We start from the raw sequence: 26,122 nt of genomic DNA on the forward strand, positions 1-26,122 counted from the left end.
CAGGTTTTGTGTCTTTACCGGTGGAGGACGTACTGCCCGGTAAACCTCACCGCATCGTCATCGCTATCGGCATTGACGATCCTTGAATGCAACGTCAACCGCGCCCGCCCGTATCGCTCATACGTCGCCAGAAACTTCTTCCACACCACCGCACTCGGTGCCTGGCAAATCGCGATCGCGTCCATGGTCACCGGCAGTGGATAAGTGATGTGCCCTTCGTGAATCACGATGTGCCCGCCTTCAATCCCTTCTTCATGCAAGCGCAAATGCAGCCAGCCCCAGCCTGCCAGCACCGCGCCGCAGTACAGGCTGCCGCCGAACATGGTGCTTTTGTGATTGACGTTGGCCTCTAGCGGCATATGCAGGCGCAGTTGCTGGTCGTGCCAGTCGAGCACTTTGAGGCCCATGTCCCGGGTCAACGGAATATCGCGGTGGAGGACTGATTCCAGGTGACGACTGTCGCGGCTCATTCACGGGTCTCTTTTTTAAAGATGATGATGGGACGGTAGCTCAATCGAGTTCGTCGGTGTGGCTGCTGGCGCCACCGTCGGCGAAGTTCAGGCCGTGCTTGCGCAGTTTGTCGTGCAGAGTCTTGCGCGGAATGCCGAGGGCTTCGGCAAGGCTCCGCACCGAGCTGTGAGGGCGCGCCAGTTCGGCGGCAATCAACGATTTCTCGAAGTTTTCCACTTGCTCGCTCAGGCCGCCGCTGACCACTTCGACCGTCATGCCGGCAGCGCCCTCCGGTGCGTTGTTGTCCAGGGCCAGTTCCAGACCCAGGGCGAAACGTTCGGCTGCGTTTTGCAGTTCCCGCACGTTGCCCGGCCAGGTGTGGCGCAGCAGCAGGGCGCGTTGCCCCGGTTGCAGTTCATGGGGCGGCAAGCCATGGCGGGCGCTGGCTTCGTCGGCAAAATGCTGGAACAGCATCAGCGCGTCTTCGCCGCGTTCACGCAACGGTGGAATACGCAGCGGCGCGACGTTCAGGCGGTAATACAAGTCGGCCCGGAAGCGACCCTGATCGGCAGATTGACGCAGGTCTTCCTTGGTCGCGGCGATGATGCGGATGTCCAGCGGGATCAGTTGATTACCGCCCAAACGCTCGACCACGCGCTCCTGAAGCAAGCGCAGCAATTTCACCTGCACATCCAGGCTCATGCTTTCGATTTCATCGAGGAACAGCGTGCCGCCGTTGGCGAATTCGAATTTGCCGATGCGGCGCTTTTGCGCGCCGGTGAAGGCGCCCGGCTCGTGACCGAACAGCTCACTTTCCACCACCGATTCGGCCAACGCCCCGGCGTTGATCGCCACGAATGGGCCATTACGCCGGTTCGACAAATCATGCAGCGCCCGGGCGACCACTTCTTTGCCGGCACCGGTTTCGCCAAGAATCAGCACGTCAGCCTTGGTCGCCGCCAATGCACCAATCTGCTCACGCAAGCGCAGCATCGGCGCCGATTGCCCGACCAGTCGGGTGCTCAGTTCATTGCGATCGCTCAGGGCCAGACGCAGGCTGCGGTTATCCAGCACCAGTCGGCGCAGAGCCAATGCGCGGCGCACGCTGTCGAGCAGCGCGTCGCTGGCGAAGGGTTTTTCGAGGAAGTCATATGCCCCGGCGCGCATCGCTTGCACGGCCAGCGGCACATCGCCGTGGCCGGTGATCAGCAATACGGGCAACTCCGGGTCCTGGGCATGCAGTTCGGTCAGCAGTTCAAGGCCGTCCATGCCCGGCATGCGGATGTCGCTGACCACCACGCCCGGCCAGTCGCGCTCCAGTTGACCGGCCAGGCCTTTCGCTTCGGCCAGTGGCAGGATTTTCAGGCCCGCCAGGTCCAGCGTCTGGCTCAAGGCCTGACGCAGGTGGGGATCGTCGTCGATCAGCACGACCTGGACACGGTTATCGATGGTCATGCACTTCGGTCCTCGGACGGTTGCAGGCTCACACCCGGTGCGCCTGCGCGCAACTTCAGGGTAATCAGGGCGCCGCCTTCCTTGTGGTTGGCGAACGACAGTTCACCGCCGAAGGCGCGCATCAGGGTTTCGCAAATCGCCAGCCCCAGGCCAAGCCCCTGGGTGCGGGTCTTGGTGGTGTAGAAGGGCTCGCTGGCGCGGCCAAGGGCTTCCATGCAGAAGCCGGGGCCGTTGTCGCGAATGTACAGCGTGACGCCGTCCGCAGTGGATTGGGCACTCAACCAGAGTTTACGCGGCGGGCCTTTTTCGGTCAGCGCGTCCAGCGCGTTGGCCAACAGGTTGCCGAGCACCTGGCGCAGACGGGTTTCCCCGGCCTCGACCCACAACGTGGCCGCCGGCAAATCGCGGATCAGTTCGACTTCCATGCTGCGCCGACGCTTGGCCAGCAACGCCAGGGCGTCATCCAGCGCTGGTTGCAGAGCGACACTTTCCGGCGCATGGCGATCGCGCCGGGCGAAGGCACGCAAATGAGCAATGATCGACGCCATGCGTCCGGTCAGTTCGCTGATCAGTTTGAGGTTGCCGCGGGCATCGTCGGTGCGCTGATGATCGAGCAGCACTTCAGCGTTTTCCGCGTAGCTGCGAATGGCGGCCAACGGTTGATTCAATTCGTGGCTGATGCTCGCCGACATCGTCCCCAGTGCCGACAACTTGCCGGCCTGCACCAGGTCGTCCTGGGCGCGCACCAGTTCCTGCTGGGCATGTTCGCGTTCCAGCACTTCCTGTTTTAGTCGACGGTTGAGGCCTTCGAGGTCGCTGGTCCGTTCGGCGACCCGGCCTTCCAGTTCGCGCCGCGCCTTGGCTTCGAAGGCGATGCGTTCGAGGTAATGGCGACGGCGCTGCATCATCAGGCCTAGCAGCAACATCAAGACCAGTAACGTCGCGCCGCCAATGGCGACGACGGTTCGCACCGGGCGGTCGATCAGGGTGCGTGGGGCGAGGATGCTGACGTTCCAGCCGGTTTCGGCGATCTGCTGGGTTTGGGTCAGCCAGGCGTTGGGGTTGAGCTCCAACGGTTTTGGATCGCGGGTCGGGTACGGCTGGATCGCGGTGATCGCTTTGCTTTCTTCTTCGTTCAACGGCCGGGTTGAGCGGAATCGCCACTCAGGCCGCGACGTGAGGATGACCACGCCGTTATGGTCGGTCAGCAGCAGTTGTTCCGGGGTTTTACCCCACAGGCTTTCGGTGTGGTCAAGGTCGACCTTGACCACCAGCACGCCGATGATTTTCTCGCCGTTGCGCACGGCGGCGGCGAAGAAATAGCCGCGCTTGGCTGACGTGGTGCCTAAGCCGAAAAAGCGTCCGAGCCGACCGGCCATGGCTTCGCTGAAATACGGCCGGAAGGAAAAATTGCGGCCGACAAAACTGTCGTGTTTATCCCAGTTCGACGCGGCCAGGGTCTTGCCCGTGGTGTCCATCAGGTACATGACTTCGGCGCCGGTCTGGGCGCTGATGTTTTTCAACAGGCGATTGGCATTGCCTTGGGTGACGCTGTCGTCAGGCGCACCGAGCACTGCGCGCAGGGCCGGCAGGTCGCCGAGGATCTGCGGCAACACTTCATAACGGTGCAGCGTACCCAGCAGGTTGGCGACGTAAAGGTCGAGGGTCTGACGGTTCTGCCCGGCCAGCTCGCTACGGTAGTAACGCTCGGCCAGATGCTCCAGCGGCCACAGCAACGGCGCCAGGCACAGTGCAAGCAGTGCGAGGCTGCGCCAGCGGGGTCTGCGGGGAAGGGTCGGAGTCATGAGCATCGGGCGCCTGTGGGTACAGGCGCATTATGCCTAGGCTTGCTCGGCAAGACACTCGCGCAGCGCGGTTTGCCAATCAGGCTGGCTGACGCCCCATTCGCGTTGCAGGCGGCTGCAATCCAGGCGCGAGTTCAGCGGCCGGGCGGCCGGCGTCGGATAGTCGCTGGAGGGGATCGGCAGCAGGTTTGCGCAAGGCTTGCCCTGATCCCGCAGCGCTTCGCCGATGGCTTGGGCGAAACCGAACCAGGAAGTCTCCCCCTGAGCGGTCAGGTGATAAGTGCCCCAGACACCGGCCTGTCCCGCTTGCCAATGTTCGATCAGCGCGAGGGTGCTGGCAGCGATAGTGCCGGCCCAGGTGGGTGCACCGATCTGGTCAGCGACAATGCGCATCTCCGGTTTTTCTTGCAGCAGGCGTTGCATGGTCAGCAGGAAATTACGACCGTGGCTCGAGTAGACCCAACTGGTCCGCAGGATCAGGTGCTGGCCTTGAACTGCGTTGATCGCTTGCTCACCGGCCAGTTTGCTCTTGCCGTAAACGCCGAGCGGGTTAGGCACGTCGGTTTCGTCGTAAGGCTCGGTTTTACTTCCATCGAACACGTAATCGGTGGAGTAGTGAATCAGCGGGATGCCCAGTGCCAATGCTTCTTCGGCCAAAACGCCCGGGCCGGTCGCGTTAATGGCAAACGCCAGTTCCGGCTCGTTTTCAGCTTGATCAACCGCTGTATGAGCGGCTGCGTTGATGATCAGGTCGGGACGAACTCGTTGCACTTGCTGACGAATCTGCAGCGGTTGAGCCAGATCGAGTTGATCACGCCCCAAAACCACCAACTCGCCGACAGCGCCCAAGCGGCGTTGCAATTCACGCGAAACCTGACCGTGCTGACCGCTGATTAGAATCCTCATGGAAACAGATCAGCCTCTTTCAACCTTTTGCCGTTCTGATCCTTGGCCGAAAGCTTGGGCGCTTCATCCAGTTGCCAGTCGATGGCCAGCGTCGGATCGTCCCAGCGAATGCAGCGCTCAGCGGACGGCGCGTAATAGTCCGTAGTCTTGTAGAGAAACTCGGCGAAATCGCTGAGCACCACAAACCCATGGGCAAAACCTTCCGGGACCCATAGTTGGCGACGGTTTTCTGCGGACAGGCGTAAGGCTTCCCACTGACCGAAATTCGGCGAACTGCGACGGATATCCACCGCCACGTCGAGCACTTCACCGACGGTCACCCGCACCAGTTTCCCCTGGGTATTTTCCAGCTGATAGTGCAGGCCGCGCAGCACCCCTTTCTGCGAGCGGGAGTGGTTGTCCTGAACGAATGGTGTGTTCAGGCCTGTCGCTTCTTCAAACAATTTGGCATTGAAGCTTTCGTAGAAAAAGCCGCGCTCGTCACCGAAGACCGTGGGCTCGATGATCAATACGCCGGGAAGAGAGGTTTCAATTACATTCATTGTTCTTCCCCGGCCAGTTTGAAGAGGTACTGGCCATAGCCGGTCTTGCCGAAATAGCTGGCGCGCTCCAACAGTTGTTCGCGGTTGATCCAGCCATTTTCGTAGGCGATTTCTTCGAGGCAGGCGACTTTCAGGCCCTGGCGGTGCTCGATGGTCTGCACGTATTGCGAGGCTTCGAGCAGGCTGTCGTGAGTGCCGGTGTCGAGCCAGGCGAAACCGCGACCGAAGCGCTCGACCTGCAGATCGCCGCGTTGCAGATAGGCATTGTTGACGTCAGTGATCTCCAGCTCGCCGCGTAGTGACGGCTTCACCGCTTTGGCGATCTCGATCACATCGTTGTCGTAGAAATACAGGCCGGTCACGGCATAGCTGGATTTCGGTTTTTTCGGCTTCTCTTCGATCGACAGGGCACGGCCTTCGCTGTCGAAATCAATCACGCCGAAGCGCTCCGGATCCTTGACCCAATAGCCAAACACGGTGGCGCCGGAAGGGCGTATGGCGGCGTTCTTCAACTGGTCACCAAAGTGCTGACCGTGGAAGATGTTATCGCCCAGGATGAGGCATACCGAATCGTCACCGATGAATTCTTCACCAATCAGAAAGGCCTGCGCCAAGCCATCTGGCGAAGGCTGTTCGGCGTAGTTGAAATTGACCCCGAACTGACTGCCGTCACCCAGCAGGTTGCGGTACTGCGGCAGATCCTGAGGCGTGGAGATCAGCAAAATATCTTTGATGCCGGCCAGCATCAGCACCGAGATCGGGTAGTAGATCATCGGTTTGTCGTACACCGGCAACAGCTGTTTGGAGACGCCGAGTGTGATCGGGTGCAGACGCGTTCCCGAGCCTCCGGCCAAAACGATGCCTTTCATCATGCGAGCAGCTCCTTGGTATTGAGGGCGCCCAGGCGTTCGCCCTGATAGCTGCCGTCCTGAACACGACGGCACCACTCCAGGTTATCGAGGTACCACTGAACGGTTTTGCGCAGTCCGGTTTCGAAGGTTTCTTCGGGCACCCAACCCAGTTCGCGCTCGATCTTGCTCGCGTCGATGGCGTAGCGCACGTCGTGGCCCGGACGGTCCTGGACAAAGGTAATGAGGTCGGCGAAGTGCGCCACGCCTTCAGGCTTGTTCGGCGCCAGCTCTTCGAGCAACGCGCAGATGCCACGCACCACGTCGATGTTCTTCTGTTCGTTGTGACCACCAATGTTGTAGGTCTCGCCGACCACGCCTTCAGTGACCACTTTGAGCAGCGCCCGGGCGTGATCCTCGACAAACAGCCAGTCGCGCACTTGCAGGCCGTTACCGTAAACGGGCAGCGGCTTGCCGGCCAAGGCGTTGAGGATTACCAGCGGAATCAGCTTCTCGGGGAAGTGGAACGGGCCGTAATTGTTCGAGCAATTGGTCAGCAGCACCGGCAGACCGTAGGTTCGCTGCCAGGCGCGGACCAGATGGTCGGACGCCGCTTTGCTCGCCGAATACGGCGAGCTCGGCGCGTAGGGCGTGGTTTCGGTGAACAGATCATCGACGCCGTGCAGGTCGCCGTAGACCTCATCCGTGGAGATGTGATGGAAGCGCAAGGCGCTTTTTTCCGGCTCGGCCAGCGCCTGCCAGTAAGCGCGAGTGGCCTCCAGCAGGCTGTAGGTGCCGACGATATTGGTCTGGATGAAATCCGACGGACCGTCGATGGAACGGTCGACATGGGATTCTGCTGCCAGGTGCATGATCGCGTGCGGCTGGAAACGTGCCAGTACCGCACTCACGGTGGCCTGGTCGACGATATCGGCCTGGACGAACTCGTAGCGGGTGTCGGTGGCAATGCTGTTCAGCGACTCGAGATTGCCGGCGTAAGTCAGCTTGTCCAGATTGAGCACTTCATGTTCGGTGTGCCGAATCAGGTGGCGAATCAGGGCAGAGCCAATGAAACCGGCACCGCCGGTGATGAGAATACGCATGTTGGCCAGCCTTTTTCTGTAAGACGATAAAGCGAATGAGCACAGCTTGTCGGCAGGAGCAGGGCGGTGCAAGAGGGTTGTTGGTCGTATTTGGCATTTGCCGCGCCGTCGGGGGTTGATTATCGACCGATGCAGTGGCGATATAAGCGCCTAATAAAATTTCAGGGGTCGTTGTATGCCGCTCGCCACGTTGATTCACCGCGCCAGTTTGCCCAGCCCGCAAGTGTCTGCGGAGCAAGCGCTCGAGCTACTGGAGGGACATTACGGGCTGAGTGGAAGGTTGCACACCTTGGGCAGCCAGCAGGACCTCAACTTTCGGGTCGACAGCGATCAAGGGCGTTTCGTCCTGAAAATCTGCCGTGGCGATTATTCGGCGCTGGAGCTGCAAGCCCAACATGCCGGACTCAAGCAGTTGGGTGAACACTCCGGCGTGCATGTGCCGCGAGTGATCCCTGCCAAAAACGGAGCTGATCTGCTTACCCTGGAAGTTGGTGGTCAGGCCGTGCATGTGCGCCTGCTCGATTACATCGAAGGCCAGTCGCTGACGCACCTTAATCATTTGCCCGGCCCGGTGGTGGCCGGTTTCGGTCGGCTCTGCGGCGAAATGGACCTGGCACTGGCCGCTTTCGAGCATCCGGGCCTTGAGCGCACGCTGCAGTGGGACGCCCGCCACGCCAGCGCGCTGATCGGCCATTTGCTGCCGGTAATCAAGGATGACGCCCAACGCCGGTTGATCGCCGACGCGGCGGAACGGGCCGAGCATCATTTGCTGCCGCTGGTGGACAAGCTGCCGGTGCAGGCGATTCACATGGACATCACCGACGACAACGTGGTCTGGCAGCGGGACTCGCAACGCCAGTGGCAGTTGCAGGGCGTGATTGATTTCGGCGACCTGATCCGTACCTGGCGCATTACCGATCTGTCGGTCACCTGCGCGGCGTTGCTGCATCACGCCGGTGGCGATCCTTTCTACATTTTGCCGGCGGTCCGGGCGTATCACGCCGTCAATCCGCTCACTCATGAAGAACTGCTGGCGCTGTGGCCGCTGATCGTCGCGCGCGCGGCGGTGCTGGTGCTCAGTGGCGAACAGCAAGTCAGCATTGATCCGGGCAATGATTACAGCCGCGACAACCTGACCCACGAGTGGGAAATCTTCCGCGTGGCCACGTCGCTGCCGCTGGAATTAATGGAAGCGGCGATTCTGACGTCGGTCGGCCAGACGCTGCCAAACATTGGCAGCGAAGGTTTCGCACCGTTGCTGCCGAGCCTGGTGGGGCGTGAATTTGCCTTGATCGATCTGGGCGTGCTGAGCCCGCATTTTGAGGCGGGCAACTGGGAACAGGAGGGGATTGATCAGCGTTTGTTGACTGAAGCTGCTGCGACTCACGGATTGGCAGCCAGTCGCTATGGTCAATATCGTTTGTCCCGCACCCAACCGGACAGCGCCGCAGAGCCCGACACTTGCCCGTTGCACGTGGAGTTGCGCGTGCCGCACGGCACGGCGGTCGAATCGCCATTTGCCGGCGTGGTGCATCAACCGGCGGCGGGTGTGCTGCAACTGGACGGCCCGCAACTGAGCGTGCGGTTGTGGGGCGTGACGCCGTCGCTGCACACCGGTGCGGCGTTGGTCAAAGGTCAGGTGTTGGGCGCGGTCAGCGGGCCGTTGATTGTGCAGTTGTGCCGAGGCGCTTCGTTCGATGCGCCGTTGTTTTGCACGCCGTCCCGCGCACCGGCCTGGCAAGCGTTGTGCCCGTCACCGGCGGCGCTGCTGGGGCTGGCTTGCGATGCTGAAGCCGAGCTCGATTCGCAGACATTGCTGGCGCGCCGCGACGCTAGTTTCGCGCGTACGCAGAAGCATTATTACGTCGACCCGCCGCGCATCGAGCGCGGCTGGCGCAATCACCTGATCGACATGCAGGGCCGCTCCTATCTGGACATGCTCAATAACGTCGCAGTGCTTGGTCATGGGCATCCGCGCATGGCCGCGGTGGCCAGCCGCCAGTGGTCGTTGCTCAATACCAACTCGCGCTTCAACTACGCCGCGGTGGCCGAGTTTTCCGAGCGCTTGCTGAAGTTGTCGCCGGAGGGCATGGACCGGGTGTTTTTGGTCAACAGCGGCAGCGAGGCCAATGACCTGGCGATCCGGTTGGCGTGGGCTTACAGCGGCGGTCGCGACATGCTCAGCGTGTTGGAGGCCTATCACGGCTGGACCGTGGGCGCGGACGCGGTCTCGACGTCGATTGCCGACAACCCGAAAGCCTTGAGCAGCCGTCCCGATTGGGTGCATCCGGTGAGCGCGCCGAATACCTATCGCGGCGAATTCCGTGGTCCGGGCAGCGCGCCGGACTACGTGCGCAGCGTCGAACACAACCTGGCAAAAATCGCTGAGCAGAAACGCCCGTTGGCCGGTTTCATCTGCGAACCGGTGTACGGCAATGCCGGCGGGATCTCGCTGCCACCGGGTTATCTGAAACAGGTCTATGCGCTGGTTCGCGCGCAGGGCGGTGTGTGTATTGCCGACGAAGTGCAGGTTGGTTACGGGCGCATGGGCCATTTTTTCTGGGGCTTCGAGGAGCAAGGCGTGGTGCCGGACATCATCACCATGGCCAAAGGCATGGGCAACGGCCAGCCGTTGGGCGCGGTCATCACCCGCCGGGAAATCGCCGAGGCGCTGGAGGCCGAGGGTTACTTCTTCTCGTCGGCCGGTGGCAGCCCAGTCAGTTGCCAGATCGGCATGGCGGTGCTGGATGTGATGGAGGAAGAAAAGCTCTGGGAAAACGCTCAGGTGGTGGGCGGGTATTTCAAGGAGCGACTTGAGGCGCTGATCGATATTCATCCGCTGGTAGGCGCGGTGCATGGTTCCGGCTTCTATCTGGGTGTCGAGCTGATCCGCAACCGCGAGACCCTGGAACCGGCGACCGAAGAAACCACGGCACTGTGTGACCGGTTGCGGGAGTTGGGGATTTTCATGCAGCCGACGGGGGATTATCTGAACGTGCTCAAGATCAAACCGCCGATGGTGACCTCGCGCCGGAGTGTGGATTTCTTTGTCGACATGCTTTCGAAGGTGTTGGATGAAGGGTTGTAAGGCTTGAGATCGCCTTCGCGGGCAAGCCACGCTCCCACAGGTCCGCGTCATACGCAGGGTTCGCGTACGACAAGAAACCTGTGGGAGCGGGCTTGCCCGCGAAGGCGGCATCAGAAATGCCGACAAAACATCGATTGTTATCGGGTTTAAGTGCGTAAAAATAGACGGATGGAAGACTGATTGCTTTTAAAGCCGATATTTATCGGCTATAAAGTCGTCACTGCCAACGTTAAGCACTTGCCCGGAGATGATTCATGAGTCGTATCGTTACCGTCGCCGCCACCCAGATGGCCTGTTCCTGGGACCTTGAAGCCAACATCGAGACCGCTGAGAAACTGGTCCGTGAGGCTGCGGCCAAAGGCGCGCAGATCATCCTGATCCAGGAACTGTTCGAGGCGCCGTACTTCTGCCAGAAGCCGAACCCGGATTACCTGCAACTGGCCACGACGGTTGAAGATAACGTCGCCATCAAGCACTTCCAGAAAGTCGCCAAGGAACTGCAAGTGGTGCTGCCGATCAGCTTCTACGAACTGGCCGGCCGCGCCCGTTTCAACAGCATCGCGATCATCGATGCCGATGGCAGCAACCTCGGGATTTATCGTAAAAGCCACATCCCGGATGGCCCGGGTTACCACGAAAAGTATTACTTCAACCCGGGCGATACCGGCTTCAAAGTCTGGAACACCCGTTACGCGAAAATCGGTGTGGGCATCTGCTGGGATCAGTGGTTCCCGGAGTGCGCCCGCAGCATGGCGTTGCTGGGCGCGGAAATCCTGTTCTATCCGACCGCCATCGGCAGCGAGCCGCACGACAAGACCATTTCTTCCCGCGACCACTGGCAGCGCGTGCAACAAGGCCATGCCGGCGCCAACCTGATGCCGCTGATCGCCAGCAACCGCATCGGCAATGAAGAACAGGACGGCTACGACATCACGTTCTACGGCTCGTCGTTCATCGCCAACCAGTTTGGCGAGAAGGTCCAGGAGCTCGACAAGACCGAGGAAGGCGTGCTGGTTCACAGCTTCGATCTCGATGAACTCGAGCACATTCGCAGCGCATGGGGCTCGTTCCGCGATCGTCGCCCGAACCTATACAATGCGCTCAAAACCCTCGACGGTTCCCTGGAGTCCTGATCGCATGACCACTTTAAACAGCACCCCGCGCGCCGACGGCTTCTACATGCCCGCCGAGTGGGCGCCACAAACCCAGACCTGGATGATCTGGCCGGAGCGCCCGGATAACTGGCGCCTGGGCGGCAAACCCGCGCAAGCCGCGCACGTGGCCGTGGCCAAAGCCATCGCCCGTTTCGAACCGGTGACCGTGGCGGTCTCCGCCGGCCAATACGAAAACGCCCGGGCCCGCCTCGATGCGCCAAATGTTCGTGTGGTCGAGATGTCCAGCGACGACGCCTGGGTTCGCGACACCGGCCCGACGTTCGTCATCAATAACAGTGGCGAAGTCCGTGGCGTGAACTGGGACTTCAACTCGTGGGGCGGTTTCGATGGCGGGTTGTACTCGCCGTGGAACCGCGACTCGCAGGTGGGCGGCAAGATCCTCGAGATCGAACGCAGCCAGCGCTATCGCACCGAAGGCTTTGTGCTTGAAGGCGGTTCTATTCACGTCGATGGTGAAGGTACCCTGATCACCACCGAAGAATGCCTGCTCAACCGCAATCGCAACCCGCACCTTAATCGTGCAGACATCGAAGCGGTGCTCAGCGCCCATCTGGCTGTGGATAAAATCATCTGGCTGCCGGACGGTCTGTTCAACGACGAAACCGACGGCCATGTGGATAACTTCTGCTGCTACGTGCGTCCGGGTGAGGTTTTGTTGGCCTGGACCGATGATCCGCAGGACCCGAACTACCCGCGCTGCCAGGCGGCAATCAAAGTGCTGGAAAGCAGCACGGATGCCAAAGGTCGCCCATTCACGGTGCACAAGATGCCGATCCCGGGGCCGTTGTATGCCACCGAGGAAGAGTGCGCGGGCGTGGATCCGGTGGACGGGACTCAGGAGCGTAATCCGAGCGTGCGTCTGGCCGGTTCCTACGTGAACTTCCTGATCGTCAACGGCGGAATTATTGCGCCGAGTTTTGACGACCCGCTGGACGGCCCGGCAAAAGAGATTTTGCAGGCGCTGTTCCCGCAGCACGAAGTGGTGATGGTGCCGGGCCGCGAATTGTTACTGGGAGGCGGTAACATCCACTGCCTTACTCAACAACAGCCTGCGCCGCACAAAGAGTGAGTGGGGTTGTAACAGCCTGAACCGGTCAAAAAACCACCAAGGCAAAGGTTTGGCCCCGCCGTTCATCAAGAAGCCCGCAGCCCGAAAGGACCGCGGGCTTCTTTGTATCCGCTTGTCGACACTTGAGAAATATTGGCACAGCTCTTGTATCTGTCATGGGGTGAAACAGGGAGGGGGAGGACTTCGATGTTCTGTCATAAACCTTGGATAAGTTAGCCGCTCACAAACCGGGAGAGAGCGCCGAAATGAACGCCGAAGTGAACGTAGTGAGCGAGCGGGCATTGCATCCCCTGGCAGTCAATAGCGAATCGCTCCAGGTCCTTGCGCACTGGTTGAAGTCCAATGGAACGCGTCAGATCAGAGAACCTGATCCGCGCCGGATGATGATCGAGCGTTACCCCGCTGGTTTGTTCAGCGAGGCGGAATTGGAAGCGTTGTGGGATGTGATGGAAGGATAAGAAGAAAAAACAAAGGATTGATAAAAGCGCTGCCGGGAAGGCGGCGCTTTTTTATGGGCGATGGATTTTTGAAATACAGCGCTTTGGTCACCCCCAGCCACTGTTGGAGCGAGCTTGCTCGCGATGGCGTTGGATCATTCAGCATCGATGTTTACTGAACTACCGCTATCGCGAGCAAGCTCGCTCCCACAGGTATTTGGTGTGGATGCTTTATTTGTGGTCCTCACCGGTTAAACAGTGTTTAGAAGCTGTAGGTCCCCGTCACCACCAGGCTGCGCGGTTCGCCGGGTTGAATCTGCGCGGCGCTGGTGGCCGACGAGTAATAGGTCTTGTCGCTGATGTTGTTCAGCGCCGCGCGCAAGTCCCAATCCTTCTGCCGGAACCCGGCCAGTGCATCCCAACGGCCATAACCCGGCAGCACGACGGTGTTGAGGTTATCGGCGTAACGCTGGCCCACCAGGGTCAAACCGGTTTCCGCATACCAGCCCATTTCCGGTTTCCAGGTCAGGAACAGGCTGCCGTTGTGCTTGGCCACGTTGCTGATGCGTTTGCCTTCAAAGCCGTTGTTGTCCTTCTCGACAGTTGCGTCTTGCACGCCGACGCCACCGCGCACGTACCAGTTGCCGGCGATTTTGCCGGCGGCGGTCAGCTCGATCCCGCGGGAACGTTGCAGGCCCGAGAGCAACGTGATGGTCGGGTTGAGCGGATCGCTGGTGCGGCGGTTGTAGAGTTCCAGTTCGTAGATCGCGAGCGTGGTGCTCAGGCGGTCGTCGAGCCAGTCGCTCTTCACGCCGATTTCCTTCTGCTTGGTCAGCTCCGGGCTCAAGTCGTTGCTGTTACCGGCAACGCCCGGCGTGATGCCGATCAAGCCGCCGCCCACTGGCGAGAACGTCTTGGTCCAGGACGCATAGAAGGAATGGTTCTGCAGCGGCGTCCAGACCAGGCCGACACGCGGGCTGGTGCTATGGCTGTCACGGTCTTCGGAAATGTTGCGCAGCTTGTTGGTCGATTCGATGTCGAACGTGTCGTAGCGCAGACCGGCCAGCAGTTGCCATTGATCGTTCAGGCGCAATTGATCCTGCACGTACACCGCACGACTTTCGACTTCGGTGTGGTTGTCGCTGGACACCTGCATGCGCCCGGTATGACGCAGATCGCGATTCGGGTTGTACAGGTCCAGCGCGGGCACCGGTGAGCTGCCCCGCCCGGAAGTGGCCGCGTTGTACAAGGTCGGATCACGGCGCTGGCTGCCGGTCTCGATGCCGGTCAGCAGGCGATGCTCCAGGCCGAACGTATCAAAACCCCCTTCCAGTTCGACGTTGTTGTACACGTTGCGGGTGGTCAGGTCCTGCTGCCAGTGCTGGCGCGTGACCTTGTTGGTGGCCGGGGTGTAACCGGTCAAATATGTGTTGTCGAAATCGCTGTCGAGCTTGAACACGCCTAAGGTGTGGCGCAGCTGCCAGTTGTCGCTGAGTTCATAGCTGAGTTTGGAACGCAGGGATTGCGACTTGTCGTCGATGAAATCGTGCTCGCTGCCGTAGGTCGTATCGCGTCCTACGTCTGCCGGGCGCCCGTTGACCCCAGGAATACCGCGATCCGGCGTGCGGTTGTAACGGCTATATTCGTACTGCACCAGCCAGTTCAGGTCCGGCGTCAGTTGCCAGCTCATGGACGGCGCAAACAGTTGGCGGTTGCCGCTCACACCATCGCGAAAGCTGTTCTGATCCATGTTGCCCATGTTCAGGCGCAGGCTGATGTTCTCGGACGGATCGGTGCTGAGGTCGGCATAAAGGCTGCGCAAATCATCGCTGCCGCCCTGGGCTTCGATGGTCGAACGGCGGCCGAACTCGGGCAGTTTGCTGACCCGGTTGACGATCCCGCCCTGGCTGCCACGGCCGTATAGAACGGCCGCCGGGCCCTTGAGGACTTCGATGCGCTCGATGTTGTGCAAGTCGCGCACGTATTGGCTGTCGTCACGAATGCCATCGAGGTAGAAGTCGTTGCTCGCGTCGAAACCGCGGATGCGCAGGCTGTCGAAACGGGTGTCGGCACCGCTGCTGACGTTGGGGATGCCGCTCAACGCAGTGCCCAGATCATTGGTGCCGTAATCCGAGACGTTCGAGGTTTTAATCGAGTCGATGGCTTGGGGCACGTAGCGGACTGGTGTCGCGGTGCGGGTGGCGGTGCTGGTTTCCTTCACTCGCGGGTCATCGGCTTCTGCTTCGGCACTGATCGAGGTTTCGGGTAAAACGGTGGTCGCGGCGCAGGTGAAACCGGCAGACAGAAAAGCAGAAAGCCCAAGGGTGACGGGCGTAAGGCGGAAGGGGGCAGGCATCTGAAGCGCATCCGAAAGGGTGGAAGAATTCGAGGGCGCGAATGGTAATGCTTGTTATTTACTTTCGTTAATTATTCTTGAAAAGTTCCTTTGTTTGATTGTTTCGAATTGTGTCGAGATTCCTACAAAGCCTCGGCGAGGCCATTCGCCCGATTCATGAAACAGACTGAAAGCCATTCCAGCGTTTTTCCGCAACGGTCCGAGGATTAGTCTGCCGGCACTGAATTCCCCTGATTGGTTGCCGGAGTCTCGCCATGATCCTTCACTACATTTACGACCCTTTATGCGGCTGGTGCTACGGCGCCAAACCGCTAGTGCAAGCCGCCCAAGGCGTTTTACCGGTGATCGCCCACGGTGGCGGCATGATGAGCGGCGCCAACCGCCAAGCCGTTTCGCCACAATTGCGCAACTACGTCATGCCCCACGACCGCCGCATCGCCGAATACACCGGCCAGCCATTTGGCGAAGCGTATTTCGAAGGTCTGTTGCGCGATGAGACCGCTGTGTTCGATTCCACACCGCCAATTGCTGCGGTGCTGGCCGCCGAACACATCGCCGGCCGAGGGCTTGAGTTGCTGGGGCGGTTGCAAATCGCGCATTACGTGGAAGGTCTGCGCATCGCCGATGAAGCGGTGTTGTTGGCGCTTGCCGAAGACATCGATCTTGAACCTCAAGCCTTCCAGATGGCATTCAAAGCAGTCGGAACCGATCACCATATAAAAGACAGCCGCGCATTCTTGGCCAAGGTCGGCGGCCAGGGTTTTCCGACCTTCGTCCTTGAACAGGATGGACAATTTACCCTGGTCGATATCAGCCCCTGGCTCGGCAAGCCGCAAGCGTTCGCACAATGGTTAAGCGAATCGCTTCCTTCACAAGCACCATCAATACCCGTGCAAGCCTGTGGCATCGACGGCTGCGCCCCTTGAATTCATCCGGAGTTACCATGGACAACCTGAGCCTGATCAAAAGCACCTACGAAGGCGCCAACTCCCAGGAAAACGCACGCAACACCGCTGCGGCCCTGGCCGTGGATGCACGCTGGACCGAATCTGCGGGCTTCCCTTACGCCGGCACCTACGTCGGTTTCGATGCCATCGTCGAGAACGTGTTCAAACGCCTGGCCACTGAGTGGGACGATTTTCAGTTGAAGATCGAGGACTACGTCGCACAGGGTGACAAGGTGTTTGCCTACGGCAATTACAACGGAATCTACAAGGCCACCGGCCTGCCGATGAACGCTCGCGTTGCGCATCTGTGGACCTTGGCCGATGGCAAGGTTACCCACTTCGAACAATTCGTCGACAGCCATACGGTGCAACTAGCGATCGCTGGCAAGTGATTGCTTAGATTATTTTCGCCTTTTCATAGACGATTCATGAAATTGACACATCATTGAAGGCGCGGATAGCATTCGCCCAACGCCTGTGGCTAACCGCCATGACTCATAAAATAATAAAAAGGCCCGCCACGATATTCTCGTGGGCGGGCCTTTTTGTTTTGGGGTGAAAAAAGAGTGCGATAGCGCCGTTTCAGCCGTTCGACACAGCGCGTATCAACCGGTAATAAGGAAAAGAACAAAATGTTGAATAAGCGAATCAGCCTGATCGCTCTGGGGATGTTGAGCGCTACACAGGCCATGGCTAACGACCAGGCCGAATCCAAGGGATTTGTTGAAGACAGCAGCCTCAAAGTGCTGCTGCGCAACGCCTACATCAATCGTGACTACAAAGACGGCAACCCGGACAAAGCCGAGTGGGGCCAAGCGGCCATCGGTACCTTCTCGTCCGGCTTCACCCAAGGCACCGTCGGTGTGGGTGTGGATGCTTTCGGTATGTACGCCCTGCGTCTGGATGGCGGCAAGGGTCGCACCGGCGCACAAGGCATCGACTTCTTTAAAAAGGGCGACAGCGGCAACGCGGCTGACGACCTGTCCAAGGGCGGTGCAGCGGTCAAATTCCGTCTCTCCAGCACCACGCTGACCTACGGCGACCAGATGCCGGCCCTGCCGGTGCTGAGCTACGACAACGTGCGCCTGCTGCCAGAAAGCTATACCGGCACCTTGATCACCTCCAAGGAGATCAAAGGCCTGGAGCTGAACGCCGGTCGCTTCACCGCCGAGTCGCGCAAAAGCGCTGAAGGCCGTGACAGTGGTGGCCTGAAGTCGATCAACGTGTTGGGCGGTAGCTACCAGTTCACCGAACAATTCAAGGCTGCGCTGTACGCATCCGATGTCGAAGACGTGTTGAAGAAGCAATACGTGAACGCCAACTACGTGTTCCCGATCGACAAGGATCAGTCCCTGACCCTGGACTTCAACGGCTATCGCACCAAGCTGGATGATTCCTACGTCCGCGAAAGCGGTGCTACCGGCGACGACAACAAAATCTGGAGCCTGGCGGCGACCTTCGCCACCGGCCCGCACTCGTTCACCCTCGCTCACCAGCGCAGCACTGGCGACAGCAACCTGGGCTACGCCTACGGCGGTTACCAGAAGGGTCAAGGTCGTGTCGGCGACGGCGGCAACACCATCTACCTGGCGAACTCCTACTGGTCCGACTTCAACGCCGAAGACGAGCGCAGCTGGCAGTTGGGCTACGGCCTGGACTTCAGCGCCTTCGGTATTCCGGGGCTGAGCTACAACTTCGCCTACGTGCGCGGTGACAACATCACCACGTCTACCAGCGAAGGCGGCACCGAGCGTGAAATCTTCAACCAGTTCAAGTACGTCGTGCAAAGCGGCCCGGCGAAAGACCTGAGCGTGAAACTGCGCAGCTCGATCCTGCGTGTCTCGCAGAAATCCAGCGAATACAACGTGAGCGGCAACGAAGTACGTGTGTTCGTGGATTATCCGATCAACATCTTCTGATGATCGATTGAGTGTTCGACACTCGATAAAAAACCCCGACTGGTTCGGGGTTTTTTTTTCGCCTGAGAACCTTCGAAAAACGCATAAAACGGCCATTTTCGATCATGAAAAGTCGAATTGAAGCATCGTCATGCCCCGTTTCAAGCAGCGCTTGATATGCCTCAAATTCTTTCTCATGGACGTAAATCCTGTGCTCTCTAGATTAGGCAGCTAAATGCACGGAGATTTTTAAAATGATCGTTTTGAACAAAGAAGTGGGCGAATTTCTACGGCGTGACAAATATGCCAACGTTCGGGGTGCTGACTTCAATCTTTTCGGTCATTTCAACGATTTCGTCAGATTGACCAGAAGTTGGGAAAACATGGAGCCGGACAGTTACTACGGTCAGGCCGAGGCGGGTATGCGCTATCGTCGCTACAGCGATTTCGAGTACAACCCGGTCACGCGCGACCTGAAGCAACTGGAACACCGCGCGTATGTTCAGTCCAAGGCGAACAACAGTTACGTTGGCGGGATGGTTCGGCACTTCCAGGACTTCTCCGATGAAATCATCAGTTCGCCAGTGATGCGCAGCCTGATCGACACCGATTTCGAAGTGTACAAAAACGTGTTGCCACCTGAGTTGCACGACGAAATCTGGCAATGCCAGATTCATCAGATCCGCATCGAGATCAAGCCTGGCAAACAACTGGAAATCACCCCGGAAGGGATTCACTGCGACGGTTATCCGTTCAGCGGCGTGCACTTCTGGGGACGCAATAACGTTGAAGGGGCAGAGAGTCGTTTATACGACACTGAAAACCAGGAACACCTGGCCTCGACGACGTATCAGGAAATCCTCGACACCACCTACTTTCTCGATCGCGACATGCGTCACTACGTGACACCGGCACGCAATACCCATTCTCACGACATGGCGTACCGGCAAATTCTGGCGATCTCTTTCTCGCGGCCCGGGACCGCTTTCGACATTGTTCGCTGAACAGTACAACACCGTGACCAGCCTCGCCGAGTGCCCTGCACCGGTGATGCTGCGGCGCACCACGGCCAAGGATGCACAGCGCCTGGAACGCTTCTTTCGGCAGTTCGAAGAAGTGTCTTTCTGTGAGTGGCAGGATGCCAAATGCCTGCGCAGTGTGCTGGTGCAGAAGACCACCACCGCGTTTATCGCACTGGACGTCAGCGGCGAAATTGTCGGCGCGGTGTTGGGCGGAATGCTCGGCAGTCGCGGCACGATCAACCACCTCGCCGTGAGCCCGGATTACCGCAGCCAAGGCGTCGGTCAACGCCTGGTTGAAGCGGCGTCCTCAGACATGAAGCGCGTGGGCGTGCTGCGGATGTTCCTGTTTGTCGACGATGCTAACCTTGCCGGCCAGCGCTTCTGGAGTGCCCAGGGTTTTTGCGAACCGCGCGGTGAAAGAACATTTGAGAGGGACCTATGAATGAGACGTCCAGCCGCCAGCCGCTGATGGTCGAGCCCCACGCTTCGCGCACCTTCGCCGAAGCCAGCCCGGTGGTTGCGGGTTACTTCACGGTGTCGTTTGTGTTCGGTTTGATGGCGGTGAATGCCGGGTTGCCCGTATGGCTGCCGGTCGCCATGTGCCTGTTCGTTTACGCTGGCGCTTCGCAGTTCGCCGCCCTGGCGCTGATTTCCAGCGGTGCTTCGCTCACCACGATCATCCTCACCACGTTTCTGATCAACGCGCGGCACATGCTGATGTCGGTCTACATGGCCAAGGCGTTGCAAGCAATGGGCCTCAGTCGAATGGAGCGCTGGTGTTACGCGGGTGGGTTGACCGATGAGTCGTTCGCTTTTCACAGCGTCAAACTGGGCAAGGGTTCGCCGGTCAACGTGCGTTACTTGATCGGTTTCAATCTGTATTGCCACACCTCATGGGTGCTCGGCGGTTTGCTGGGGGCAATTTGCGCACAGTACGCAGCGCACTTGATCCAGTATCAACTCGATTACGCGCTGACCGCGATGATGCTCTACGTGCTGGTGTCGCTGTGCAACACACGTAACAAACTCATCGCCGCACTGGCCGCCGTCGCCTGTATGGGCGCGCTGAGCCTGGTCGGCAGCTCGCCCTTCAATGTATTTATCGCCACATTTGTGGGCTGCGGGGTGGGCGTATGCCTGACCAAACGTTCCTGATTTTGGTGGTCGCGCTGATGATGGCCGTGACCTTCCTGCCGCGTGCGTTGCCGCTGCAAGTGAACACTGACCACTGGCCGCCCTTCGTCGCCCGTGCGCTGGAATACCTGCCGGTGGCGATCGTCGCTGCAATCAGCCTTACGCCGTTGTTGATCAAGGATCAGCACGTGCAGCTCGATCGCCCGGAATTCTATGCCGCGATTCCGACGTTGTTATGTGCGTATTTCAGCAAAAACCTCTTTCTCTCCGTTGCGGTGGGAACGGCTGCGTACATTGCGCTCGGCTCGTTCATGTAGCGGGAGGTCGACCACATCGTGCAAGGCCTGCCCCGACAACTCCGGATTATTGATCGCCAGCCGCACTTCGAGGGCATCCTCGAAACCGGGAAAAATCGTCAGGCCATTCCGCTGGGCCGCATCCCGCGAGACCATGCCGAGGCCATCCATTTGCGTGATCAACGACAACGTCAGAGTTTCGCTGCAGGAATAGACCATCCGCTTGCCCGACTCGTAATTGCCCAGACCGGCGTCGAGAAAGCGCAAGAAGCTGTGGGAATACGGACAATCGTCTGCCGGGCGCACCTGAAACTTGTTGCCGAGCAGCACCAGCGGATCATGTTCCTGACCGCAATGCGCACCGACCACCTGCACCTGGACCTCGGGCAGGATGATGCTGGGCAATCCCGGCTTCTGCGGACCAATCAGCACCGCCAGGTCGAAGTCTTCGTTCTTCAGCTTGCTGAGATTTTCCATCGACTCGGCGTAGCTAAATTCCAGCTGATAGTCGGGAAACACCTCAATCAGGCGTCCGATCATCCGCCGATTGAAGTCAGCCGACAGCGTCGTGTTCAGCGCCACCTTGAGCGTGCGCTGCCCAGGCACCTTCAGCGCGGCGACTTTTTCTTCCAGTTGCCGCGTGGCAACCAACACCTTGTCCATGTAAGGCGTGAGTTCCGTGCCCTGCGTGGTCAGGGTCAACCCCTTGTTGGAGCGACGAAACAACCGAAAACCGAACAGTTCTTCGACCTTGTTCAACTGCGCGGCCAACGCCTGCACGGTTAAACAGGAATGCTCTGCCGCCGCCGACAAAGAGCCGGTCTGCACAATGCGCATCAGGTTGCGTAGGGTTCTGCTATCCATTGGGTAATGCCCTCTAAAGTGGGCTGGCTATTGTTGAGTACCTGGCCGCCGGTTGGGAGATACGTGCTGGCTATAATCCTGCACATGAACACGCTTGTCCCGAGTTTAGTAGCGAAATGATGCTGCGTCCGATGGCTGGAGGCTTACATAGAGTCGAGGTTTTTTGGGAAAGCTGGGTGATCAGGGTCAAAAAAATGCTCAGGCCGGGAGGTTTGGGCATTTTTTTTGGGGTTGTGAATGCTCGACCTTGCCGCTTTTCTGTATCTGAGGGCGGCTACTGCGGTGGCTGGCAAAGGTATTTGTGAAAAAACAGGTTTCCTCCATAAATGATCAAAACGATCATTTGAATGATTGGTTTGCGCAATTAAGAACGAAAGCCTAAGATTATTTTGACTGACTCAATCACTAAATGATCGAATCAGTCAGTTTCGAGGTGAAGTACGTCTTACCAAACAATTATAAAAGGAGACCCTCGTGGCCCAAATTCCTATCAAGCGCACCATTGAACGCATCCCTGGCGGCATGATGATTGTCCCGCTGCTGATTGGCTCACTGGTGGCTACATTCCTTCCTGACACACCGAAGTTTTTCGGCTCTTTCACCAATGCGCTGTTCACCGGGGCGTTACCCATCCTCGCGGTGTTCTACGTCTGCATGGGCGCGAGCATCAATATCAAGGCCACGCCTTATCTGCTGAAGAAGGGCGGCACGCTGCTCATCACGAAAGTCGGCATCGCCGTGCTTATCGGCATTGTGCTCGGGCATTTTCTCGGCGAGCAGCCGATCTCGTCTGGCCTCTTCGCCGGCATTTCAACGCTGGCGGTCGTCGCAGCGATGAACGACACCAATGGCGGCTTGTACATGGCGCTGATGGGGCAATACGGTCGCTCCGAAGACGTCGGCGCCTATTCGGTCATGTCTCTGGAGTCCGGGCCTTTCTTGACGATGGTCACCTTGGGCATCGCCGGATTGTCGGCTTTCCCTTGGCCGACGCTGGTGGGCAGCATCCTGCCACTGGCCCTCGGCATGCTGTTGGGCAACCTAGACCGTGACATGCGCGATTTCCTGGCCAAAGCCGTTCCGGTGATGATCCCGTTTTTTGCCCTTGCACTCGGTGCCAGCCTGGACTTGCATAACGTCTGGCAGGCCGGTTTGCTGGGTCTCGGCATGGGCGTTGCGGTGGTTGTGCTGACCGGCATTCCGCTGTTCTTCGCCGATCGTTTGACCGGTGGCACAGGCGTCGCGGGTGTTGCCGCAGCCACCACCGCCGGGAATGCCGCCGCCGTCCCTGCATTGATTGCGGCAGCCAACCCGGTGTACGCCGAAGCGGCCAAGAGCGCGACCATACTGGTAGCCGCCTGCGTCGTGGTCACCGCTATTCTTGCGCCGTTACTCACCGCCGCCGTCGCCAAACGCGTGCAGCAGCGCAATCCTGTCGTCATCCCTGAACCCGGGATCGAACCTCAAAAGCAGGAGGCGTTGCGATGAGGATTCTGATCATCGCTGACGATCTGTCCGGCGCGGCGGATTGCGCCATCGGCTTCGCGAGTGTGGGGATGCAAACGGTCGTCACGCTCGACCCTTTGAATGACAAGGCTGACGCACAAGTGATTGCCGCCGATACGGACACTCGGCGCCTCTCACCAGCGCGGGCTGCCGAGCGCACGGTCGCGGCGTTCAAGGCGCTGCACGAACCTGGACAGCGGTTGTACAAAAAAATCGATTCGACGCTGCGCGGCAACTGGGCGGCTGAGGTTGCCGCCCTGCAACCGTTGGCCGGCCTGGCCATCGTCGCCCCGGCGTTCCCGGCTACCGGGCGCACGTTGCGCGGCGGTCGTGTGTTCGTTAACGGCCAGCCGCTGGAAACCACCGACACCTGGAAACTGGAAAACGCCGACCGTCCGGCCGATGTCGAAGCGATGCTGATTGCCGCAGGCCTGAGCACTGCGAAGCTCGACCTCGACACCTTGCGCGGCAACGAAAAAGCGCTCGAACGGCACATTGCTGAAATTGCCGGCAATGGCACGCAGGCGCTGATCGTCGATGCGCAGACCGAAGACGACCTGCTGACCCTTGCTCGCTTGACCGCGTCGATGGATCAGCCGCTGTTCTGGATCGGTTCGGGTGGCCTGGCGCGAGAAATCGCCAGTCTTTCCGACTTCTCTGAAGCACGTTTCACAGCCATCGAGCCTGATGCCCTCCAAAAAAGTCAGGCGCCGATTCTGATACTCGTCGGCAGCCTCTCCGGCGTCTGCGAACGGCAGTGTGCTTTGCTCAAGGAGCGCGGCGGCGTCAGCGAATTGGTCGTCCCGCCTGAAGTCCTTCGCCAGGGCACGACGCATGCCGACTGGGCACTCTGGCAAGCGCGCATTGGCGAGCAGCTGGACGGCTGGAGTGACCTGCTGCTGCGCATCGGCCGCGATGAAGCGTTCGATCCCCAAGAGGGCGCGCAACTCTCGGCCATGCTCGCCGTGCTGGTCGAACCGCACTTCGCCAAGGTCGGCGGCCTGATCGCCACGGGCGGCGAGACGGCGCGGGCCATATTGACCACCGTCGGCATCGACAGCCTGCAACTGCTGACCGAAATCGAAGCCGGCGTCGCCTTCGCCCGCCCGACCGTTTCCCGCCAGGGCCATCGTCCCGGCATCGTTACCAAGGCCGGCGCGTTCGGTACCGACAACGCCTTATATGCGGCATGGCAACACCTGAGCGACAGCGCCGATCGCTCCCCGCCCCAACGCACACGAATCCAAGGACTCGAATGAACACTATGAGCAATTACCTCCCCATCATCGGCATCACCATGGGCGACGCCACGGGTGTCGGCCCGGAAATCATCGTCAAGAGCCTGACTCACGACATCGTCTACCAACAATGCCGGCCGCTGGTGATCGGCGATGCCCGCCGCCTTGAACAAGCCAACGTCATCGTCGGCGGCAGCGCCAAAGTGCGCCGCATCGAAGACGCCTCCCAAGCCTTGTACGAGGCCGGTACCATTGACTGCATCGACCTCGACCTGATCCCCGACGACCTGCCGTTCGGCGAGTTGTCGCCCATCGCCGGTGACGCTGCTTATCAATACATCGCCCGCGCCGTGCAACTCGCCGAGGCCAGCCAGATCGACGCGATCTGCACCGCACCGCTCAACAAGGAAGCGCTGCACGCCGGCGGCCACAAATACCCCGGCCACACAGAAATGCTCGCGCACCTGACCAACGTCGACGAAGTGTCGATGATGCTGGTGGCACCGCAGTTGCGGGTGATTCACGTCACGACCCACATCGGCATCATCGACGCGATCCGCAAGATCGAACCGGGCCTGGTCCAGCGCACCATCGAGCGCGGCAACGCGACACTGATCAAGGCCGGCATCGCCAGACCGCGAATCGGCGTGTGCGGGATCAATCCCCATGCCGGTGAAAACGGCTTGTTCGGTTATGGCGAAGAGGAAGAAAAAATCATCCCTGCGGTGAAACTGCTGCAGGAACGCGGCCTCGACGTCACCGGCCCGCTGCCCGCCGACACGCTGTTCTTCCGCGCCGGACGCGGCGACTTCGACCTGGTGGTGGCGATGTATCACGACCAAGGCCACGGCCCGGTCAAAGTGCTGGGACTTGAAGCAGGCGTGAACGTGACCGTCGGCCTCGATGTAATCCGCACCTCGGTCGACCACGGCACGGCTTTCGACATCGCCGGCAAGGGCATCGCCGATGAACGCAGCCTGCTCGAAGCGCTGCGCCAGGGTGCGGAGCTCGCCACGCGACGGGGATGAGCCGCGCGGGCGCTGTCGTGTAAGATCGACCACCGTCCACACAACGAGACCCGCCATGAAAGCCTCCGAACGCCACCGCGCCATCCTCGATCTCGTACGCATTGGCGATGCCAACGTCGAGCAATTGAGCGCGGCGCTCGGTGTCTCGGAAGCCACGGTGCGACGCGACCTGACCATGCTCGCCAAACAGCGGCATCTGGTGCGGACCTATGGCGGCGCCACTTCGGTTGTCGGCGTTCATGAGCCGGAAGCTTCCCTTGAAGAACGCAAAACATCCCAGTGGGAGCAGAAAGACGCCATCGCCCAGGCTGCGGCGGCTCATGTTCAGGATGGCGATACTGTCCTGCTCGATGGTGGCACCACGTGTGCTGCGTTGGCCCATCATTTGTGTTCGCGGCAAGACGTGCATGTAGTGACCAACAACTTGCTCGCCGTCATGACTCTGGCCAATGCGCCGGGCGTGCGGTTGACGTTGATCGGCGGTGATCTGCGCGGTTCGAGCATGAGCACGTTGGGGCCGTTGGCGGAACTGACGTTGAGTCGGTTGAGTGTGGACAAGGCTTTTCTGGGTGCGGATGGTGTGGTTGCGGAGTTTGGGTTGTGTGAGGCGAGCGCGCAGCAGGCGTACCTCAAGGAATGCATTATCAAGCGGGCGGCTCAGATTGTTGTGCTCGCGGACACTGACAAGCTGGGACGCGCCCGACAGCAGCACTGGACGCCGATTGAGCGGGAGTGGCGGTTGATTACCGGGGCTTCGGCGGATGAGGCGGCGCTTGCGCCGTTTTATGCGCTGAAGCAGATCACTGTGGAGACAGTAGACGTCGCTTGATTGCTCACCTCTGTGGCGAGGGAGCTTGCTCCCGCTGGGCTGCGCAGCGGCCCCAAAAATCTGCGAAGCAACACCGTTTGTTTGCACTCAAGCAGTAGCAATTGCCCTCGCGACAAGACTCATGTC

At 59.8% G+C, this 26,122-nt stretch carries 24 protein-coding genes; 15 read left to right on the forward strand and 9 right to left on the reverse strand.

Features of this window, described 5'->3' with window-relative positions; translation table 11 throughout:
- Positions 1-14: 14 nt before the first annotated feature.
- From K0F88_RS00625 to rfbB, 7 genes are read right to left on the reverse strand one after another with little or no spacing between them, the layout of a single operon-like run.
- Entirely contained in the window at positions 15-470 is a 456-nt protein-coding gene (locus tag K0F88_RS00625; RefSeq protein WP_094469631.1) for a thioesterase domain-containing protein, read from the reverse strand.
- Between the two features lie 40 nt (positions 471-510).
- Positions 511-1,905: a sigma-54 dependent transcriptional regulator gene (locus K0F88_RS00630; RefSeq protein ID WP_219093256.1), complete on the reverse strand. Its 1,395-nt coding sequence runs from the start codon at positions 1,903-1,905 to the stop codon at positions 511-513.
- Positions 1,902-3,710 carry an ATP-binding protein gene (locus K0F88_RS00635; protein WP_219093258.1) on the reverse strand — a complete coding sequence of 603 codons (1,809 nt, stop codon included), beginning with the start codon at positions 3,708-3,710 and terminating at the stop codon, positions 1,902-1,904. Before K0F88_RS00635 ends, K0F88_RS00630 begins: the two co-directional genes overlap by 4 nt.
- A 36-nt stretch (positions 3,711-3,746) precedes the next feature.
- Positions 3,747-4,616: a dTDP-4-dehydrorhamnose reductase gene (gene rfbD, locus K0F88_RS00640; RefSeq protein WP_094469629.1), complete on the reverse strand. Its 870-nt coding sequence runs from the start codon at positions 4,614-4,616 to the stop codon at positions 3,747-3,749.
- Positions 4,613-5,158, reverse strand: a complete 546-nt coding sequence (rfbC, locus tag K0F88_RS00645; protein ID WP_094469628.1) for a dTDP-4-dehydrorhamnose 3,5-epimerase — start codon at positions 5,156-5,158, stop codon at positions 4,613-4,615. The genes rfbD and rfbC overlap by 4 nt, the downstream gene beginning before the upstream one ends.
- Positions 5,155-6,030 (reverse strand): glucose-1-phosphate thymidylyltransferase RfbA, encoded by an 876-nt coding sequence (gene rfbA / locus K0F88_RS00650; protein ID WP_094469627.1) that lies wholly within the window; start codon positions 6,028-6,030, stop codon positions 5,155-5,157. The genes rfbC and rfbA overlap by 4 nt, the downstream gene beginning before the upstream one ends.
- Positions 6,027-7,109, reverse strand: coding sequence for a dTDP-glucose 4,6-dehydratase (rfbB, locus tag K0F88_RS00655; protein WP_219093260.1), 1,083 nt, complete (start codon positions 7,107-7,109; stop codon positions 6,027-6,029). The genes rfbA and rfbB overlap by 4 nt, the downstream gene beginning before the upstream one ends.
- Positions 7,110-7,284: 175 nt before the next feature.
- On the opposite strand from rfbB, the gene K0F88_RS00660 reads away from it, so the two are divergent.
- From K0F88_RS00660 to K0F88_RS00675, 4 genes are all read left to right on the forward strand, one after another.
- On the forward strand, positions 7,285-10,197 hold the full coding sequence (locus K0F88_RS00660; RefSeq protein ID WP_219093262.1) for an aminotransferase: 2,913 nt from the start codon (positions 7,285-7,287) through the stop codon (positions 10,195-10,197).
- Positions 10,198-10,451: 254 nt separating this feature from the next.
- Positions 10,452-11,330, forward strand: a complete 879-nt coding sequence (aguB, locus tag K0F88_RS00665) for an N-carbamoylputrescine amidase (protein WP_054047721.1) — start codon at positions 10,452-10,454, stop codon at positions 11,328-11,330.
- 4 nt (positions 11,331-11,334) lie between these two features.
- Entirely contained in the window at positions 11,335-12,441 is a 1,107-nt protein-coding gene (aguA, locus tag K0F88_RS00670; protein WP_219093265.1) for an agmatine deiminase, read from the forward strand.
- 245 nt (positions 12,442-12,686) lie between these two features.
- Positions 12,687-12,899, forward strand: a complete 213-nt coding sequence (locus tag K0F88_RS00675) for a hypothetical protein (RefSeq protein ID WP_094469623.1) — start codon at positions 12,687-12,689, stop codon at positions 12,897-12,899.
- 241 nt (positions 12,900-13,140) lie between these two features.
- Here the strand turns inward: K0F88_RS00675 and K0F88_RS00680 are convergent, their stop codons facing one another.
- Entirely contained in the window at positions 13,141-15,234 is a 2,094-nt protein-coding gene (locus K0F88_RS00680; protein ID WP_219093267.1) for a TonB-dependent siderophore receptor, read from the reverse strand.
- 254 nt (positions 15,235-15,488) lie between these two features.
- On the opposite strand from K0F88_RS00680, the gene K0F88_RS00685 reads away from it, so the two are divergent.
- The 7 genes from K0F88_RS00685 (at position 15,489) to K0F88_RS00715 (ending at position 20,552) form a co-directional block, all read left to right on the forward strand.
- Positions 15,489-16,160 carry a DsbA family protein gene (locus K0F88_RS00685; RefSeq protein WP_219093269.1) on the forward strand — a complete coding sequence of 224 codons (672 nt, stop codon included), beginning with the start codon at positions 15,489-15,491 and terminating at the stop codon, positions 16,158-16,160.
- Between the two features lie 17 nt (positions 16,161-16,177).
- Positions 16,178-16,573: a nuclear transport factor 2 family protein gene (locus tag K0F88_RS00690; protein WP_219093271.1), complete on the forward strand. Its 396-nt coding sequence runs from the start codon at positions 16,178-16,180 to the stop codon at positions 16,571-16,573.
- A gap of 240 nt (positions 16,574-16,813) precedes the next feature.
- The gene (locus K0F88_RS00695; RefSeq protein WP_094469619.1) at positions 16,814-18,100 is read left to right on the forward strand and encodes an OprD family porin; all 1,287 of its coding nucleotides are present in this window, start codon (positions 16,814-16,816) and stop codon (positions 18,098-18,100) included.
- A 233-nt stretch (positions 18,101-18,333) separates the two neighbouring features.
- Complete coding sequence (locus K0F88_RS00700) at positions 18,334-19,083, forward strand: 2OG-Fe dioxygenase family protein (RefSeq protein WP_094469618.1); 750 nt, start codon at positions 18,334-18,336, stop codon at positions 19,081-19,083.
- A gap of 46 nt (positions 19,084-19,129) precedes the next feature.
- Positions 19,130-19,543 carry a GNAT family N-acetyltransferase gene (locus K0F88_RS00705; protein ID WP_169857613.1) on the forward strand — a complete coding sequence of 138 codons (414 nt, stop codon included), beginning with the start codon at positions 19,130-19,132 and terminating at the stop codon, positions 19,541-19,543.
- Positions 19,540-20,256, forward strand: a complete 717-nt coding sequence (locus K0F88_RS00710; RefSeq protein WP_094469617.1) for an AzlC family ABC transporter permease — start codon at positions 19,540-19,542, stop codon at positions 20,254-20,256. The genes K0F88_RS00705 and K0F88_RS00710 overlap by 4 nt, the downstream gene beginning before the upstream one ends.
- On the forward strand, positions 20,235-20,552 hold the full coding sequence (locus K0F88_RS00715) for an AzlD domain-containing protein (protein ID WP_094469616.1): 318 nt from the start codon (positions 20,235-20,237) through the stop codon (positions 20,550-20,552). Before K0F88_RS00710 ends, K0F88_RS00715 begins: the two co-directional genes overlap by 22 nt.
- Here K0F88_RS00715 and K0F88_RS00720 read toward each other — a convergent pair.
- Positions 20,469-21,395 (reverse strand): LysR family transcriptional regulator, encoded by a 927-nt coding sequence (locus tag K0F88_RS00720; protein WP_094469615.1) that lies wholly within the window; start codon positions 21,393-21,395, stop codon positions 20,469-20,471. The two genes, K0F88_RS00715 and K0F88_RS00720, sit on opposite strands and share 84 nt — an antisense overlap.
- Before the next feature lie 474 nt (positions 21,396-21,869).
- On the opposite strand from K0F88_RS00720, the gene K0F88_RS00725 reads away from it, so the two are divergent.
- Genes K0F88_RS00725 through K0F88_RS00740 form a run of 4 tightly spaced genes read left to right on the forward strand, consistent with a single transcriptional unit; the run spans position 21,870 to position 25,996 of the window.
- Positions 21,870-22,883: a 2-keto-3-deoxygluconate permease gene (locus K0F88_RS00725; RefSeq protein WP_077747522.1), complete on the forward strand. Its 1,014-nt coding sequence runs from the start codon at positions 21,870-21,872 to the stop codon at positions 22,881-22,883.
- A complete protein-coding gene (locus K0F88_RS00730; protein ID WP_094469614.1) occupies positions 22,880-24,160 on the forward strand; it encodes a four-carbon acid sugar kinase family protein in 1,281 nt (426 codons plus the stop codon). Before K0F88_RS00725 ends, K0F88_RS00730 begins: the two co-directional genes overlap by 4 nt.
- Before the next feature lie 5 nt (positions 24,161-24,165).
- The gene (gene pdxA, locus K0F88_RS00735; RefSeq protein ID WP_094469613.1) at positions 24,166-25,167 is read left to right on the forward strand and encodes a 4-hydroxythreonine-4-phosphate dehydrogenase PdxA; all 1,002 of its coding nucleotides are present in this window, start codon (positions 24,166-24,168) and stop codon (positions 25,165-25,167) included.
- Between the two features lie 55 nt (positions 25,168-25,222).
- Positions 25,223-25,996, forward strand: a complete 774-nt coding sequence (locus K0F88_RS00740; RefSeq protein ID WP_094469612.1) for a DeoR/GlpR family DNA-binding transcription regulator — start codon at positions 25,223-25,225, stop codon at positions 25,994-25,996.
- Positions 25,997-26,122 lie beyond the last annotated feature (126 nt).

This window comes from Pseudomonas sp. UMAB-40 (genome assembly GCF_900095275.1).
Taxonomy (GTDB): Bacteria; Pseudomonadota; Gammaproteobacteria; order Pseudomonadales; family Pseudomonadaceae; genus Aquipseudomonas; species Aquipseudomonas mandelii_B.